General features: G+C 51.7%; 13 protein-coding genes. 8 read left to right on the forward strand and 5 right to left on the reverse strand.

Going from position 1 to position 17,554, the window contains the following annotated elements:
• Positions 1 to 89 precede the first annotated feature (89 nt).
• Positions 90 to 593, forward strand: a complete 504-nt coding sequence (locus HMPREF1255_RS02890; RefSeq protein ID WP_016455922.1) for a hypothetical protein — start codon at positions 90 to 92, stop codon at positions 591 to 593.
• Between the two features lie 212 nt (positions 594 to 805).
• Here HMPREF1255_RS02890 and mnmA read toward each other — a convergent pair whose 3' ends face one another.
• Both mnmA and HMPREF1255_RS02905 read right to left on the reverse strand, forming a co-directional pair.
• A complete protein-coding gene (gene mnmA, locus HMPREF1255_RS02900) occupies positions 806 to 1,894 on the reverse strand; it encodes a tRNA 2-thiouridine(34) synthase MnmA (protein ID WP_024110759.1) in 1,089 nt (362 codons plus the stop codon).
• Positions 1,895 to 1,919: 25 nt separating this feature from the next.
• Positions 1,920 to 3,038 (reverse strand): cysteine desulfurase family protein, encoded by a 1,119-nt coding sequence (locus tag HMPREF1255_RS02905; RefSeq protein WP_024110803.1) that lies wholly within the window; start codon positions 3,036 to 3,038, stop codon positions 1,920 to 1,922.
• A gap of 181 nt (positions 3,039 to 3,219) precedes the next feature.
• On the opposite strand from HMPREF1255_RS02905, the gene glgX reads away from it, so the two are divergent.
• The 5 genes from glgX to HMPREF1255_RS02930 all read left to right on the forward strand — a co-directional run bounded on the left by glgX (position 3,220) and on the right by HMPREF1255_RS02930 (position 11,186).
• Positions 3,220 to 5,322 carry a glycogen debranching protein GlgX gene (gene glgX, locus HMPREF1255_RS02910; RefSeq protein WP_024110715.1) on the forward strand — a complete coding sequence of 701 codons (2,103 nt, stop codon included), beginning with the start codon at positions 3,220 to 3,222 and terminating at the stop codon, positions 5,320 to 5,322.
• Between the two features lie 93 nt (positions 5,323 to 5,415).
• Complete coding sequence (locus tag HMPREF1255_RS02915; RefSeq protein WP_024110585.1) at positions 5,416 to 7,389, forward strand: maltotransferase domain-containing protein; 1,974 nt, start codon at positions 5,416 to 5,418, stop codon at positions 7,387 to 7,389.
• A gap of 16 nt (positions 7,390 to 7,405) precedes the next feature.
• On the forward strand, positions 7,406 to 9,301 hold the full coding sequence (gene glgB, locus HMPREF1255_RS02920; protein ID WP_024110663.1) for a 1,4-alpha-glucan branching protein GlgB: 1,896 nt from the start codon (positions 7,406 to 7,408) through the stop codon (positions 9,299 to 9,301).
• Positions 9,302 to 9,456: 155 nt separating this feature from the next.
• Complete coding sequence (gene brnQ, locus HMPREF1255_RS02925; protein WP_024110699.1) at positions 9,457 to 10,803, forward strand: branched-chain amino acid transport system II carrier protein; 1,347 nt, start codon at positions 9,457 to 9,459, stop codon at positions 10,801 to 10,803.
• A gap of 89 nt (positions 10,804 to 10,892) precedes the next feature.
• Positions 10,893 to 11,186, forward strand: coding sequence for a YciI family protein (locus tag HMPREF1255_RS02930; RefSeq protein WP_197016962.1), 294 nt, complete (start codon positions 10,893 to 10,895; stop codon positions 11,184 to 11,186).
• Here HMPREF1255_RS02930 and HMPREF1255_RS02935 read toward each other — a convergent pair.
• Positions 11,183 to 12,070, reverse strand: a complete 888-nt coding sequence (locus HMPREF1255_RS02935; RefSeq protein WP_024110690.1) for a tetratricopeptide repeat protein — start codon at positions 12,068 to 12,070, stop codon at positions 11,183 to 11,185. The two genes, HMPREF1255_RS02930 and HMPREF1255_RS02935, sit on opposite strands and share 4 nt — an antisense overlap.
• 110 nt (positions 12,071 to 12,180) lie before the next feature.
• Between HMPREF1255_RS02935 and pgm the strand changes: the two genes are divergently transcribed.
• The gene (pgm, locus tag HMPREF1255_RS02940; protein WP_024110922.1) at positions 12,181 to 13,815 is read left to right on the forward strand and encodes a phosphoglucomutase (alpha-D-glucose-1,6-bisphosphate-dependent); all 1,635 of its coding nucleotides are present in this window, start codon (positions 12,181 to 12,183) and stop codon (positions 13,813 to 13,815) included.
• A 49-nt stretch (positions 13,816 to 13,864) separates the two neighbouring features.
• Entirely contained in the window at positions 13,865 to 14,302 is a 438-nt protein-coding gene (mce, locus tag HMPREF1255_RS02945; RefSeq protein WP_016455911.1) for a methylmalonyl-CoA epimerase, read from the forward strand.
• Between the two features lie 44 nt (positions 14,303 to 14,346).
• Here mce and HMPREF1255_RS02950 read toward each other — a convergent pair whose 3' ends face one another.
• A complete protein-coding gene (locus HMPREF1255_RS02950) occupies positions 14,347 to 16,104 on the reverse strand; it encodes an LpqB family beta-propeller domain-containing protein (RefSeq protein WP_197016963.1) in 1,758 nt (585 codons plus the stop codon).
• A complete protein-coding gene (gene mtrB / locus HMPREF1255_RS02955; protein WP_155948443.1) occupies positions 16,064 to 17,533 on the reverse strand; it encodes an MtrAB system histidine kinase MtrB in 1,470 nt (489 codons plus the stop codon). The genes HMPREF1255_RS02950 and mtrB overlap by 41 nt, the downstream gene beginning before the upstream one ends.
• Between the last annotated feature and the right edge of the window lie 21 nt (positions 17,534 to 17,554).

Here is a 17,554-nt window from a genome sequence, read left to right on the forward strand (position 1 = left end):
CATCTGTATCAGAAAGCGACCCTGGAAAAGTCCGGCGGTGCCAGACAAAGAAAATAATTTGCTCGGCTCATGGCAGAACGGAAGTTCGAATGCATCTTCTAGCAGCGCAGTTTTTTAGTGCGTTCGCGTTCGGGCTCCTCGCATCCATGATCCCCGTTTTTAACGCGGAAACATTCATTGCTGCGACCTTGGCCACTGACCTAATAGATCCTTTTCCTTTGGGGATAGGTCTCGGTCTGGGACAAGGCATCGGAAAGGCCGTTCTGTTTCAATTAGTTAGGCAAGGCAAAAAGATCCCCTGGCTCAGAAAAAGGAATGTACCTTCCAAGCCGAGCGGACCAGGCAAATGGCGAAAAAGGTGGCTCTGGCTAGTAGCCAAAGCTGAGTCGTTAATCACTCACAAGAAGCTGGGGCCCGTGGTCATTTTCTGTTCTGGAGCTCTCAGCATCCCACCTAACTATCCGACCACCCTGATTGCGGGTGCGACTAAAGCAAACGCTGTTATTTTTTCCAGCATGATGACGCTGGGGTACATCGCGAGAAACCTCATAGAGGCTTTTCTGCTTGCAGGAGCGCTAAGCGCATGGTTTTAGTGGTCAACCAAGCATGAGGATGTCGAAGAAAAATTTCATCGCGAGGCCGACAGCGGTCGCCGAGATAATCGTCGCAACAAAAACTAGAGCCCTGGCCCGTTTCTTCTGACTAACCGACGGGACACGTTTTGGCCCCCACTCATCGCTTTCAGGCTGGACTCTGACGGGGGTGTTCCCGTTTATATTTAAGTCGCTAAAACCCTTCATTTTTATTAAACCTCTGCGACGGAGTTGGTGTTAGCGACGATGGTGCTACCGACGACTCGGTCGCCATCGTAGAGAACGGCGTATTGACCTGGCGCCAAGGCGGTCAGATCTTCGTCCAACTTGACGATGACGTTTTCCCCATCGAAATCGATTTGCGCTTCGACTGGTCGGCCGTGAGCTCGAACCTGCACCAGACCGTGCCAAGCTTCGTGTACAGGGCCCTGCGTCCACTTCGGCCTGATGCCCTCAAAGCACCTCACGCCTAGCTCAGCCCTGCTGCCGACGACGACCTTGGACTGGTTCGGATCGATACCAACTACATAACGAGGCTTACCATCCGGAGCAGGGACACCAAGATTCAGACCTTTACGCTGACCAATCGTGAACCTATATGCTCCATCATGATGACCGATTGTGTTGCCTGCTGTATCTACTATTTCGCCGGGTTTTGGGCCGAGTTTTTCTGTTAAAAAGCCAGCGGTATCGCCCGTAGGAATAAAGCAGATATCAACCGAGTCTGGCTTATTTGCAACAGAAAATCCAAGCTCTGCTGCCTCGGCTCTAACATCACTCTTTACCGATCCACCCAGCGGAAAGAGCGAATGCGCGAGCTGGTCTTGGTCTAGAACACCCAACACGTACGACTGATCTTTTGCCGAATCTGCCGCACGCCAAAGCTCGTAATGGTCGTTCACCTTTTTAACTTGGGCGTAGTGACCAGTTGCCACAGCATCAAAACCTAGAGCTCTTCCCCGTTCCAGTAACGCCGCAAATTTGATCTTCTCATTGCACCTAAGGCAAGGATTTGGGGTCCTGCCCTGGGAGTACTCGTCCAGGAAGTCAGTAATTACTTCGTCTGCGAACCTTTCGGAAAAGTCCCAAACGTAAAAGGGAATGCCCAATTTATCTGCCACTCTGCGCGCATCATTAGAGTCAGCAAGAGAACAGCATCCTCTGGCGCCAATTTGCTGGGCAAGGGCCGTTCTTGACAGAGCTAGATGCACGCCGGTGACTTCGTGGCCAGCATCTATCAGCCTCGCAGTTGCAACAGCGGAATCGACGCCTCCGGACATCGCAGATAAAACTCGCACCATGCCAGTGTATGCACTACGAGTTAAATCACCACTGCACTGATCTTGCGGTTTCCACCACTTCCCGAAACGCGGCTACGAAGAAACGCACTTCTTCTTCTGTAGTGGACCACCCCATGCTGATACGGATAGCTTGACTCGCCTCCTGGGCGTTCTGTCCCATTGCTAATAGCACCTCGCTGGGCCCGTGTACGCCAGCTCGGCATGCCGAACCAGTGGAGATGCAGATTCCACGTTGGTCGAATAAAAAGAGGAGGTCATCGGCAGAGGCTCCGTCAACACCAATATTGATTACGTACGGATTAGAGCCGTCTCCATTATCGCGAGTTCCTGGTGTGGAGTTGACCTTTTCGATAATCTGATTCCTGAGGTTGGAGATCCTTTCAAATTCTCCGTCGATGGCATTTACTGCTTCTGATGCTGCCGCCGCAAAACCGTTGGCCAGTGCGACTGGTTGAGTACCAGAACGAATGCCGCCTTCTTGTCTTCCGCCTAGTCCCCACGGTGGTAGATTCAGACCACGCTTGATAATTAAAGCTCCAATGCCCACAGGACCGCCCATTTTGTGGGCTGAAATACTTAATAAATCGATACCGCTCTTATCGAAGTCAATGGGAAAGTGTCCTGCCGCTTGAACCGCGTCACAATGGACTAAAGATCCGGCCTCTTTCGCAGAAGCGACAATCTGGTCGATTGGCTGTATCGACCCGACCTCGTTGTTCGCCCACATCACGCTGACAAGACCAGTCTTTTCGTTCAGCTGCAAAGATTCGAGATCCACGACGCCTTCGGAATTGACTCGTGCCTTCCGCAACCTAGCGCCCAGCACTTCCGAAGATTTTTCTACCGCCTGATGCTCAATAGGGCTTATTACAAGCTCGGGGCGACTAGTCTCCTGCATCGCTGATGCGCCAAGAACTGCGATGGTGTCTGATTCGCTTCCTCCAGAGGTGAAGATAACCTCGTCTGGCTTAGCACCGAACAAATTAGCAATCTTTTCCCTGGCGTCTTCAAGACTTGCCCTTGCTAGCCGACCTTTTCGATGAAGCGAAGCAGGATTGCTCAAACCCGCACATCCGACCATTGCCTCAAGCGCTACCGGCCTAAGGGGTGAACTTGCGGCGTGATCAAGAAAAGCGCCGTCCATCTATGAATATTCCCTCCTTTTAGGGTTTCCTCGGACCTGTTGCTTTCACAATATGTTTTAGCCCTAGTTAATGGTTAAAATAGCTTGTTTGATTTTAAAATTTTTGCTTTTCTAACCCCCGAAGCAAACGTTTTACTACTATTCAGCACCAACGCTCTAAGCGTCACTAACCAGGAGTTTTATGTTCCCGTTTTCAACTGCAGAGCGCGACACCAGCCTGGGAGCAAACCTGACTGACGATGGCTGCTCTTTCGGGTTGTGGGCTCCGCGTGCTGAAAAAGTGGAACTGGCGCTAGTCGATGAAGACGGCAGCCAGCGCATTTTCGAAATGCAGCCCAGCGACGGAAGCTGGAATATCTTCATACCTGGAGTTAAAGCTAAACAACGATACGGTTTCAAAGTCCATGGGCAATGGGCCCCCGACAAGGGAATGAGATCTAACCCCCATAAGCTACTTTTAGATCCGTTGGCTAAGGCCATCACTGCAGGGATCGATTATTCAGGACCAATTTTCGATCACGCTAAAGAGTCTTATTACGTACCCGACGTAAAAGATTCGGCTGCTTACGTGCCTCTATCTGTAGTGGTCGAACCCACAAAGCCGGCTAGGCCGATCAAAAACCGAAAGGCTCTCAGCGATTCAGTAATTTACGAATTACATGTCAAGGGATTTACAAAGCTACACCCTGCCGTTCCAGAGCATTTACGAGGTAGCTACGCAGGGCTCGCCTACCCCGCCGTGACCGACTACTTAAAGAGCATCGGGGTAACAGCAGTTGAGCTACTTCCCGTCCACCATTTCATCAGCGAGCCGTTCCTGATTCGACGCGGTTTAGTCAACTACTGGGGCTACAACCCAATCGGCTTTTTCGCGCCGCACTCCGGGTACTGCTCTGTTGGCTCTCTCGGCGAGCAGGTCAGCGAATTCAAAGCAATGGTCTCAGCTCTTCACGACGCTGACATCGAAGTGATTATCGACGTTGTCTACAACCACACTGGCGAGGGCGGCATCGACGGTCCAGCACTTTGCTATCGCGGGATCGATCATCAGGGCTACTACCGGCTCACCCCTGATCTTCGCAGCGACTACGACGTCACGGGGTGCGGAAATTCGATCAACACTTCGCACGATGACGTATTAGAGCTGATCATTTCCTCGATGCGCTATTGGGTCCAGGAAATGGGCGTTGACGGTTTTAGATTCGATCTTGCTCCGGAACTGATCCGAGACAAGCACCACAATGTGGACTTAGCCCACCCATTCAAGCAAATCATCGATTCGGATCCGATCCTGAGTGATATAAAAATGATCGCAGAGCCGTGGGACGTCGGCCCTGACGGTTACCAGATTGGAGCTTGGGGAAGCCGCTGGAGCGAGTGGAATGATCAATACCGTTCGCAGATCCGCGATTATTGGCGGGGCTATAACAACGGCGTCGGACAGCTTGCCACCAGGCTTTCCGGATCATCCGATATTTTCAACCAAAACGGTAGACCTTCGAGCTCCTCGATCAACTTCGTGACGGCCCACGATGGCTTCACGATGCGCGATCTGACGACTTACAACAACAAGCACAATAAGCGCAACGGCGAGAAGAATCATGACGGTTCCAACGACAACCGTTCGTGCAACTATGGGGTCGAGGGCGAAACAGACATTCCAGAAATCAACGAGCTTCGCACTCGCCAAGTCCGTAATATGCTCGCCACGCTAATGCTCTCTCGAGGCGTTCCAATGGTTACCGCTGGCGACGAATTCGGACGTACGCAGATGGGCAACAACAATGCGTATTGCCAAGATTCACCTATCGGATGGGTCAATTGGGAAAGCGACCCAGAGTGGGCGCACATTCGTGATCTGATGGCTAAGCTAGCTCAAATCCGAGCTGATTCTGGTTTAATCCGTAACCAAAGGTTCCTTGGTCACGACGAAATCAAAGACAGCGAAGGACGAGGTCTTGGTAGATACGAGTTGGCTTGGCTAACTGAATCAGGGACCGAGATGAACATGGACGACTGGCACGACAAGAGCCGCAAGATTCTCGGCATGTACATGTCCGATGCTGATAATGCCGAACTGATTTGGTATTACAATGGCACTGAACCACTCGAAGTAACTCTTCCGGACGATTCGTGGGGGAAAAAATTCAGTATCGAACTGCACACAGGATTGGATGAAGAGTTCGCCGAGAAAGAGTTCTCTTCAGGTGAGATTTTCGTTATGCCTGCAAGGACTGTCGTTTATATGAAAGTTTCTGTAGACGACAAGCAACAATGCGCCTAAATCGGCGCTTTCTAAGCGCTACAAGAATAATTTCATCCAGCTAACACTGGCAATTGTTCACTTTAGGTTCAACTCTCGGATACCGTTTGTTACGTGAACAAAAACATTGGATTCGGCCGTATTCCAGTTGGTCAGGTAGAGCCCGTTATTGAGCACGGCGCTTACCCCTCTAAGGCGACAGTTAACGAAGCTATCCCCATTAGGGCTCGTATCATTCGAGAAGGACACGATGAGGTCGCCGCTGATGTGATCCTCATCGCACCAAGCGGAAAGCAGATCCGCCAGCCACTCCCCCAGGTATGGCCTGAAGGACTAGACATTTTCGAGGCTTGGGTTCGCCTAGATGAAATGGGCGAATGGAATTTTTACATCGAGGGCTACGGCGACGCCTGGCACACCTGGCACCACAATGCGGAAATCAAACTTCCGATCGACCAGGATGTCGAGCTGGTGTGTTTGGAGGGTCAAGAACTTTTTAAGCCAGCCATAAAGAACGCTAAGAGTGCCGGCGACGATAAAGCAGCGCAGCTTATCGCCGAGGTAGCGGCAAAGTTAAAGCCTGAAAACGATCACAAAGAACTTGCCCGCTTGGTTGATGGCAAAGAGATCGACGAGGCGATGAGTCTCTACGCTCCTCGCCAGTTTGCAACGCCAACACAGAAGTTCCCGATTCGTGTCGAGCGCAAGAGGGCGCTGTACGGAAGCTGGTACGAGTTTTTCCCTCGTTCGCAGGGCGCCTACCAGGACGAGTCCTGTAAATGGCACTCGGGGACTCTGAAAGAATCTGAAAAAATGCTCGAGCGCATCGCAGAACTGAAGTTCGATGTCGCTTATATCACCCCGATTCATCCGGTTGGGTCCACTTTCAAGAAGGGCCCTAACAACTCTCTAGATGCCACTGAAGAAGATCCCGGTTCGCCTTGGGCAATCGGCTCTCCTGCAGGCGGGCACGACGCTATTCACCCTGATTTGGGAACCATCGAGGATTTCGATTCGTTCACCGATAAAGCAAAGTCTCTTGGCCTTGAGGTCGCACTAGACTTCGCCTTGCAATGCTCTCCGGACCACCCATGGGTTAAAGAACACCCGGAGTGGTTCACCATCCGTCCCGATGGCACTATCGCATACGCAGAAAACCCACCCAAGAAATATCAGGATATCTATCCGATCAACTTTGACAATGATCCCGAAGGGATCTTCAAGGAAGTATTACGGCTAGTCCGATTCTGGATCGACCACGGCGTGACGATATTTCGCGTCGATAACCCGCACACCAAGCCTCTTCTTTTCTGGGAAAAGCTGATCGCAGAGGTCAACAAGAAGAATCCCGAGATTGTATTCCTAGCGGAAGCTTTCAGCCGCCCAGTAGTGATGGGCAATCTTGGCAAGGTCGGTTTCCAGCAGAGCTACACATACTTCACCTGGCGCACTTCCAAGAAGGAACTCGGCTCCTACTTGATGGAGGTCGCACATGAGACGGCCGACTTCATGCGGCCTAACATGTTCGTGAACACACCGGACATCAACCCATGGCAGGTACGTTCTGGAAAGCCAGCAGCTTTCGCGCTTCGCATGATTCTAGCTGCGACGATGTCCCCGTCTTGGGGCGTTTACTCCGGTTACGAACTCTTCGAACACAAGCCGTACCGCCCGGAGATGGAGGTCTACGACCACTCCGAGAAATACGAATACCGCCCGAGGGATTACGAGGCTGAGCCGAATCTAAATGGGTTGATGCTCCAATTGAACGAGATCCGCAGGAAACATCCTGCTCTTCAGCAGCTGCGGCAAGTCGAACTGCTTGAAACGAATAACGATGACATCTTCGCATTCATCAAGAAGGACGGCGACAGCGAGATAATCGTTGTAGTCAGCCTTAACGAAAACGAAGCAGTTTCCGGAGAAGTATCAATTCCGGATAGGGCGTTACCACTAGGAAACTACGAGCTAATCGGCGTGCACGATGAGCTCAGCGGCCGAAACTTCGTTTGGGGACGGAAGAATTTCGTGGCTCTCGACCCTGCAAACCCCGCTCACATCCTGGTCGTGCAGCGGACTATTCACTAATTGGAAGGACACGCCAATGCATGACAAGTTTGGCAACCTGACAGGCTGGGATCTTGAAGGATTCCACAGCGGTGGCGACACAGAAGCCTGGCGTAGGCTTGGTTCTCACGTCGTCACGGTCCACGACGACGAACGTGGTGAGCTTCGCGGCACGCGTTTTGCGGTCTGGGCTCCGAACGCCAAGCGCGTTCAGGTTATGGGCGACTTTAACTGGTGGCAGGGTGACGACATGGAACTGATCCCTGGTTCCGGCGTTTGGGGTTTGTGGAAGGAAAACGTTCTCGAGGGCACGCTTTACAAGTACAAAATCCAACACGCAGATGGCACTTGGCAGGAGAAGGTAGACCCGTACGCGCGGTTCGCACAGACTCCCCCAAGCAACGCATCCATCGTTTGGGAAAGTAACTACAAGTGGGGATCTGCTGAAGACGAATGGCTTGAGAAGCGCGCCGGAACAGACATCTACAAGTCTCAGATGTCTGTTTACGAGTTGCATCTTGGCAGTTGGCGCAAAAGCCTTTCGTACCGCGAACTAGCCCATCAGTTGCCTGAGTACGTTAAGTGGCAGGGCTTCACTCATGTTGAATTGATGCCTCCGATGAGCCACCCCTTCACTCCTAGCTGGGGTTATCAGGTAACCGGCTACTATGCTCCGGACTCCAGACTCGGCAACCCGGACGACTTCCGTTATCTGATTGAAAAGCTTCATGAGGCAGGAATCGGCGTAATCATCGATTGGGTTCCAGGGCATTTCCCCAAAGATGACTGGGCTCTTGGCCGCTTCGATGGCACCGCTCTCTACGAGCACTCCGATCCTCGCCAAGGCGAACAGCTGGATTGGGGCACGTACGTATTCAACTACGGCCGCAACGAGGTCAAGTCTTTCCTAGTTTCGAATGCTCTCTATTGGGTCCAAGAGTTCCATGCGGATGCTTTGCGAGTAGACGCAGTTGCATCCATGCTTTACCTGGACTACTCCAGACCAGAAGGCGAATGGGTACCAAATATTCACGGCGGACGTGAGAACCTCGAGGCTATCGATCTGCTTCGCTACGTAAACAAGCATCTTTATGAACGCGAGCCAGGCGTAGTCATGATTGCTGAGGAATCCACCAGCTTCGACGGAGTCACCAAGCCCGTTGATTGGGGCGGCTTAGGTTTCGGTTTCAAGTGGAATATGGGCTGGATGAATGACACCCTGCGCTACTTGAACGAAGATCCTATCTATCGTCAATGGCACCACAACGACCTTACCTTCGCTATGGTCTACCAATATTCGGAGAACTTCATCCTGCCCATCAGCCACGACGAAGTCGTGCACGGCAAAGGTTCGATGATCAACAAGATTCCGAACGACGACTGGCAGAAGTTCGCCACGCTTAAGGCTTTCTACACCTACATGTGGAGCTTCCCAGGTAAGCAGTTGCTATTCATGGGCCAAGAGTTCGCTCAGCGATCTGAGTGGAACGAATCAGACAGTCTCGAATGGTGGGTTGACGGTCTTTGGGGACACAACGGCAACCGACAACTTATTCGGACTTTGAACCATCTTCAGGCGGAAAACCCAGCTCTGTATGAGCTCGATTCACAGCCAGAAGGTTTCACTTGGATCAATGCTGATGACAATCAGCGAAACATGATTAGCTATCTGCGTCACAGTTCAGATGGCCAGCACATCGCGTGCATCATCAATTTCTCCCCTAATCCTTACGTTGGCTACCCAATTTGGATGCCTTATTCGGGTAAGTGGGTGGAAATTTTGAATACTGATTCCGAGAAATTCGATGGCCTGAATGAATATCTGAACCTCGATCCCATTGAAGCGGTTGCCGGCGATAATGAAGGCGACTGGGCTCATACTAATATCACTGTTCCTCCGCTTGGCGCTGTGTTGCTCAAGTACGAAGGCTAGATCGTTTAGTTAAAGCGGCCTGCCGAACAGCGGGCCGCTTTAACTTTGCTGTTTTATATGTCGTCTCAGGGTTAGAACCTTCGATTCTGAAGGACTTTTTTTCTGATAGAACCCATGGGATACGGCCAATAGGGCTATCTGATGAGGAAGTTTTAATGCGAAATTCAAAACCTTACGTAATCGCCGTTACTGGCCTTGCGTTATTTGCCATGTTTTTCGGAGCAGGCAATTTAATTTTCCCGGTAATGATTGGCTACCAATCAGGCACGAACGTATTGCCAGCCATCGCCGGTTTTCTACTGACAGGTGTGCTACTTCCTGTCTTCGGTATTATTGGCTCGGCTAGGGAGCCAGACAAAGTCGGGGGCATCGCCGATCGTATTGGTCGGATTCCGGGCAAAATTTTGTTGATCGCGATTTTTCTTTCGACAGGCGTCTTATATGCGGTTCCGCGTGTGGCTGCGGTTAGCTTCGAGATCGGGATCGCACCACTGATAGGCGATCACCAGCAGCTTGGCCTCCTCATCTACAGCGTAATTTTCTTTGGTCTTTGCTTCTGGCTAACGTTTAACGAAAATCGAGTAGTTGAAAACATCGGAGCTTGGTTGACACCCATCTTGCTTGTCTTCCTCATAATCCTGATCATCAATTGCGTTCTCAGACTCGCTTCGGCACCTCTCGAACCGGACCCAACCTACGTCGATTCGCCAATGCTGACTGGCTTGCTGCAAGGATATTTCACGATGGACGCGCTTGCCGCTCTCGTGTTCGGAATCGTGATTATCACTTCGCTTCGCCGTAACGGATTCGACACTAAAAAGAAGCTGTTCCGCGCTACTGCCATATCGGGCATCATCGCAGGTGTTTGCCTGGCTATCGTTTACCTAGGCCTGACCGCAATCGGCACTAGGATTACCGGCAAAGAGTTCGACAATGGTGCATCCGGATTGGCCTATGCGGCTTCGCTGATGTTTGGACGCAGTGGCCAGATAATCTTCGGCATCATCGCGTTCTTTGCTTGCCTTACAACGGCAGTGGGCCTAATCGGAGCTTCCACCTCCTACTTCAAGACGATGTACCCGAAGGTTCCAAGGAAGACGATGCTCATCATCCACATCGCAATTGCCCTTGTGCTCTCCAACCTGGGCTTAACCATGATTCTGAAAATCGTGGCGCCGTTAAACCAGTTCATTTATCCGGCAGCCATCTGCTTGATCGTCCTTGCTGTGATCGACTGGTTAATTCCAGGGTCGTTCCACTGGACCTACCGCTTGTCGGCTTGGACCGCTGCGTTCATCGCTTTCTTTGATGCCTTGTGGACTACGAATCTCCCTGTTTTCGAGGGACTCGGCCATTTCCTCAATTCGCTTCCGGGCGGACCACAGCACATGGAATGGGCTCCCTTCACGCTCGTCGCATTGATCATCGGATTGATCATCGATGCAGTTCAAGGGCGTCTCACAAGAGCTAATACTCCGGAGGCTGAACTAAATTCTAACTAATAATTCAAGAAACTAATCGTTAAGGAGAGGGTCCCAGAAGGGGCGCTCTCCTTTTTATGTGTCTATACCGGCAGGTAGAGGGTATTTTTATGTGCATGAAATATTACGCAGTTGAGTACACCTACCGCAGCGATGCAGACGTGGCCGCGACGCGTCCCGCTCACAGGAAATACCTTGCGAGCCTACGAGATCAGGGAAAGCTGCTAGGCGGTGGCCCGCTTATCGACGCGGCTGCCAGCGCCCTGCTTATCTTCAAAGCTTCCGATGAAAAGGATTGCGAGGAAATGATCGGGAAAGATCCCATGCAGACAGAAGGCGTCATGGAGTACTACTCGATCACAGAGTGGAATCCCGTTACCCGAGACTTTGACGTCGAAAGCTAGAAGAGAGCCAAGCTCAACTCTCGACGGGCCTTCTTAAGATCCTCGTTATTTGGCGGCAAAGTCTCAAACAACTCGAGCAACCGTACACGGATCTTCTCCCGATCATCGCCATAATTGGTTTTGATCAGGCCAAGCAGGCGATCGAAAGCTTTGCCGGCCTGCCCCGTTGCCAATTCGACATCGGCAGCGACGAAGGCCAAACCAATATCCTGGGGGTCAGCATCAGCCTTCTCGATACACTCCGGGTCCACATCGGCGGTTCTGGCTAGCAGGCCAGTTTGGGCCTTACCGGCTTTCGCTTCGGCGTCCCTTGGATTTGCCTCGATCAGCTTGTCGAATTCTTTTAGGGCTGCCTCGTAATCACCCTTCGCAAGCGCCTCATCGGCGGCTTTGAATCGAGGATCGGTCTGAGGCTCATCATCAGTCTGCTGTCCTGCAGCTGGCTTGGCCCTTCCCGTAATTCCGCTTGCAACTGCCGCCTGCTCGACCTGCTTCATTAAAGCAGCTATATCCTTCTCGTCCCGGGTGCCCTGGAAGAGCGGCATCGCCTGACCACCTAGCAGCGCTACGACGGTCGGAACAGCTTGGATTCGCATCGCCTGGGCAATTTGCGGGTACTTGTCAACGTCTACTTTTGCGAGAAGCCATTTACCTGCAGCCTCATTTGCCAGCTTAGTTAGAACGTTAACTACCCCAGAGCCCGCGGTGTCTCGTGGAGAATGAAAGATCATTATGACCGGATACCGAACTGACTCGCCGGCCGCCCATTCAAACTCCGCCTCTGTGACGTTCATCGCATAGCTGGATCCCTCGGCTTCGGGGGTGGCCCCAGCAATATTTGATAAATCAACGGCTCCTGGCCGCGAAAAGTTCTTATCGGTCATATTGTCTATTTTGTCATCTATTTCTCGATAACCAATTATTCGAGAAACGCCTGCTGACGAAACTATGCAACCGAGAGAAATTATTCCTAGTTGGAGGCAAGATAATAGTTATGGCTCATCCACGTGCCGGCAAACCGGCTGAAAAAAGCGATTTAATTGATGTAGATGCACTTCTTGCTGCATATTACGATCTAGTTCCAGATGTTTCTAACCCCGACCAGGCGGTAGTTTTCGGCACTTCCGGACACCGCGGTTCGGCGTTTGACGGGGCTTTCAACGAAGCCCATATCACGGCAATCACGGCTGCGATCATCGAATATCGCGCCTCGCAGGGCGTCACCGGCCCGCTCTTCATTGCCAAGGACACTCACGGCCTTTCATTACCCGCTTGGAAGACCGCTATTGAGGTTCTAGTAGCTGCAGGAATCGAAGTCTTCGCTGAGAAGGAGGACGAGTACACGCCTACCCCGGCGCTTTCTCGCGCGATCATTCGCTACAACCGTGAGCACACAGGTGGTCCTCAGGCAGACGGCATAGTTGTTACCCCCTCGCACAACCCGCCTCGCGATGGTGGTTTCAAATACAATCCGCCGAATGGTGGCCCGGCAGATACCGACGCAACTAGTTGGATAGCAGATCGCGCCAACGAGCTGGTGCCTGACTTCAAAAAGGTCAAGCGTATTCCTTATGAAAAGGCGGCAAACAAAGTAAACCGCTTCGACTATCGCAGCAAGTACTGCGAGGAACTCTCCTTGGTCGTCGACATCGATAAGATCAAGTCCTCCGGACTTCGCATCGGCGCCGACCCGATGGGCGGAGCCTCCGCTCAATACTGGGAGTACATCTCCGAGAATCTGCTGCCGAACCTTACCGTTGTGAACCGGGTTATCGACCCAACCTGGTATTTCATGACATTGGACACAGACGGCAAGATCCGAATGGACTGCAGCTCTCCGAACTCGATGGCGTCCCTAGTTCACCAGCGCGACAAATATGACATCGCTACAGGAAACGACGCTGATGCCGATCGGCACGGCATAGTAACTCCAGATGCGGGTTTGATGAACCCGAACCACTACCTAGCGGTGGCCATCGAATACCTGTTCGGGCACCGTCCGGGTTGGCCTGCTGACACCAAGATCGGTAAGACGTTGGTGTCCAGCTCGATGATCGACAACGTCGCGAAGGAACTCGGACGAACCCTCGTAGAGGTTCCTGTCGGTTTCAAATGGTTCGTGCCAGGTCTGATTTCAGGCGAGCTCGGCTTCGGAGGCGAAGAATCAGCGGGTGCATCGTTCCTAGAGATGAACGGCAGCACTTGGACGACCGACAAGGACGGAATCATCCTTGATCTCCTCGCAAGTGAGATCACGGCGGTGACCGGTAAGACCCCAAGCCAGCGTTATGCGGAACTTGCCGAAGAATTCGGCGAATATGTCTACCAGCGGATTGACAGCGACGCTAGCCGCGAGGAGAAAGCCCGACTCAAAGCGCTGTCTCCTGAGGACATCAAAGCTACTGAACTGGCTGGAAAGAAAATTACCAACGTCTACACGAACGCTCCGGGTAACGACGCACCGATCGGCGGAATCAAGGTTACGACTGACGAGGGATGGTTTGCCGCACGTCCGTCCGGTACCGAAAATAAATACAAGATTTATGCCGAAAGCTACGTCTCTGAAAACGAGCTTAGTAAGATTCAAGATGCTGCTAAAGAGGTAGTCTCTGAGGCCCTCGAGGGCTAATCAGCTAGGCTTTAAAGCGACAGCTATCGATTTTTGAAAGGAATGCTTCATGGACAACTCTGATCTGTTCACTTGCATTGACCACATCGCTTACGTCTGCCCCGACGCAGAAGAAGCGGCTAAGCACTACACCGAGGTTCTGGGCTTTCACGAACTCCACCGCGAGGTAAACGACGAGCAGGGTGTTTTTGAGATCATGCTCGCTCCCGCTAAGGAACTCACAGAGCACATGACCCAGATTCAGATCATTTCGCCGACGCGTGAAGATGCGACCACTGCTAAGTGGCTGACCAAAAACCGTCCCGGCCTGCACCACATGGCTTGGCGCTGCGACGACATCGAAGCTGTTTCGAAGGTCCTGCGCGAGCGCGAAATGCGTCTGCTCTACGATGAGCCTCGCATCGGCACCGGTGGCTCCAAGATCAACTTCATCCACCCGAAGTCGGGCAAGGGTGTTCTGATCGAGATCGTTCAGCCAGGTAAGTAGTCTGAAATAAAAATTGGGCAACGCTTTGAGCGTTGCCCAATTTTTTATGCCTTGTCTATGGCGTAGCTGATGTTTGATAGGTCATTGGCAAAGACGGGCCAGCGATACTGGTCCTCGAATTTTAGAACCCTGCCGGTGTTGGTGAGAACCATCGTAGATGTGAGCGATCCCACGGGTGCAGCGATAATTTTTACTGCCTCGACTTCGCTATACGGCCCAAGTGAGCTAACTATTGCTGCGTCCATGTCTGTGGCAAAAGCAATAGTTTTACCGTCAGAAGCAGAAGATCCAAGATAAACGATCCTGTTGCCGGATGCCCAAGCTGCATCTTTAACCGACGTAATTTTTCCGTCTTTCCAGTTAAGCGGTACTTCTCGCCAGCCATCGATCTTCAAGCCATCGACGTTGTTAATCCGGACCATACCGAATAACTGGCCGTATTCGTCGTTAACGACTAAGGCGGCATAAGCATTGTTTTGGCAAACGGATAGAGCGGAAATCTTTCTGCCGCGAAGAGCTATTATCTCTTGGGAGTCAATCGTGCCGTCGCCAGACCTTCTGAAGATGCTCGTTCCTGAAGCTGTATCAGCTAGCCACCACAGATAGTCTCCGGTGAACTGTAAAGAGCTAATGGATTCACCGTCGAAGATTTTTTCAGCCTGCCCTGAATCTTTGCTCAGCCAGATCTGGGAGTCAGAATTTGATGTGGCAGCGATGTTGGAATCATTGGCTGCTACCTGAGAAACAAGAAGTTCTGGAATTCCGTCAAACTGTGGAAGCGGGACAGCCCGTCCCCCATCGTCGATCTCAACTGGCTTCTCTGTTGCTACTCCGACAATTTTGTATGCATCTTCCGTGACTGGCTTAAGCAGCCCGCAGTCTTTTGCTAACAGAGTTCCAGATTTGCTTCCAGACATTCGTAAATCTAAATCATCAACTTTAATTTTTACGCCTTGAATTCGTTGAAAGTTCGTCAAGGCTGCCAGCAATTGAGCTGCGAGAAGTTCAGCTTGATCGGGAGAAATATCCTGGCTAACTCCTTTTAGGCTAACCCTTGCGATTTTGTCATTGTCTATCCAGGTTTCAGAACTAAGCGATGCATCCTGGGCGTAGTTTTTCACCACTGGTGCTAGCCACTTATTCGGGCCACGCAGAACCGTTTTTACGATCTCATCAAGATTTAAGCGGGCGGCTTGCAGGAAGACTTGCTGAGGAACCACGGAACTCTCATCAAGAGCCACAAAATACGCCTTAACCGGCGCGAAGGATCGTTCGAACCGTTGGGAAGACAGAACGATTCCCGGCATAGGGTTGGAAATTCTGAGCTGCCCGTCAACCTGCTGCAGACGCAGATTAATTGTTACTGCGTGCGGTTTCCTAGATGTATAAAAACCCGAACCGTCTAGGTTGCCGACTTCTTCTAACCGCAAAGAAATAGAATTCGATGGGCCTTGTTCGTAAGTAGACTGCTTCGAATAGACGAGGACGCTGGCTTCCGGATCCCACTGATCAGATGCCTCCGGAGTCAGATACTGCTTTGCCACAGCGTAGTCATCGGCTGAGGATTCCATCGCTGCTAAAAAACCCTCGATAATCATCTGTGCCGAAGCGTCCTGTTCCGGAGGCAGCGGGGCAACATTGATTTTAGGTCTTTGTTCGTGCGGTTCTACTTCTTGCAGGTATTCGACCGGACCGCTTGTTGGCAATGCTGAGCACCCAACCATAATAGAACTAAAAACTAAAGCTAAAACGACGGCTATTTTACGCATCGGAGCCTCCGGGATCAGCCGTTTCAGAGCCATTATGAGCTTGCTTAGGCAGGGTGAGCGTGAACGAAGCTCCGTTGCCGGGACTGCCCCAGACCTCAAGGCTTCCTCCGTGAAGCAGGGCATCTGCTTGAGCAATGGAAAGGCCTAATCCGGTTCCACCAACGGTCCTAGCCCTTGAAGGATTAGCCCGCCAAAAACGGTTAAAAACTTGTTTTAGCTGATCGGCATCCAGCCCAACACCGTGGTCTGTTACAGTGACTCGGACGTAATCTCCCAGATCTGAACAATCAACTTGCACTGGCTTCTTCTCTCCGTGCTCCAGAGCGTTAGTAAGAAGGTTACGAACAATACGACGGATTCTCCTCGGGTCGCAGTGAGCGACGCAGTCTCCTTCGCTGTTCAGCTCGACTTCGGTTTCCAACTCGTTGCTCAAAGAGGCGACACCTGATATTTCGTCCTCGACAAGTTCACTTAAATTCACGTATTCAAGATAGAGAGCTTCTGCGCCTGCATCGAAACGACTAATTTCTAGTAAATCCGAAAGCAGCCTTTCGAATCTTTCTACTTCACTGTGTAACAGTTCTACGGCTCTGTGCTGGAGGGCATCTAGAGAATCCCTGCCCTCGTAGAGCATGTCGACACCCATCCTTAGTGTTGTCAACGGAGTGCGGAGCTCGTGACTAACGTCAGAGACGAATCGCTGCTGCATTGTGGAGAGGTTCTCTAATCTGGCGATCTGGTTTTGAAGCGTGGAAGCCATCGAGTTCATCGACCGGCCTAGATCGGCTATTTCATCGCTGCCGCTTACCTCCAACCGCTCGTTTAGGTTTCCATCAGCGATTCGTTGGGCGACATTTCTAGCCTCGACAACTGGGCTAGCTATGCTCTTAGAAATTAGCCACATGGTCGCTGCGAGTGCGAAGAGGAGAATCAGCCCTACCGAGTACAGTGCCTGCCTCACAACGCTTAATGTTTGAATCTCTCTTGTCAGCGGAAAAAGAAAGTAAACGGGAAATTCCTTACCATCAGCAGACTGAAGATTGCTACCAATCACAATTCCGGGGACGCCGGTATCGTCGTCATAAAGGATTTCCGTAGAGGTAATCCACTGACCGGTGCCGCCTTTGGAGACTTCCGTTTTCAACTCCTCCGGAACACTTTCGGGCAGTACCCCGCCGAAAAGATATACGCTCAGGCCGGCTTCCAAGACGATTGAATACTGGCTTGGTTCAGAACCGATCTGCTGCGCGACGCTGCTTAAGCGCTCGAATATAGAGTCGCTAGCCAGATCCATTCCCAAGATTTCATTTTGCATTCTTGATAATGCCGCTGCGGCCTCTATCTGGCTGTTTTGCCGTTTGCCTTCAAGGACTCCATCCGTGACCTGATCAGTGACGAGTAGACCAGCTATGACGCTGATAAAAACACTCGTTAGAACGGTTGAAATGACTACTCGGGCCATCAAGGAGGACTGCCACAGCCT

Source organism: Propionimicrobium sp. BV2F7 (assembly GCF_000510445.1).
Taxonomy (GTDB): Bacteria; Actinomycetota; Actinomycetes; order Propionibacteriales; family Propionibacteriaceae; genus Propionimicrobium; species Propionimicrobium lymphophilum.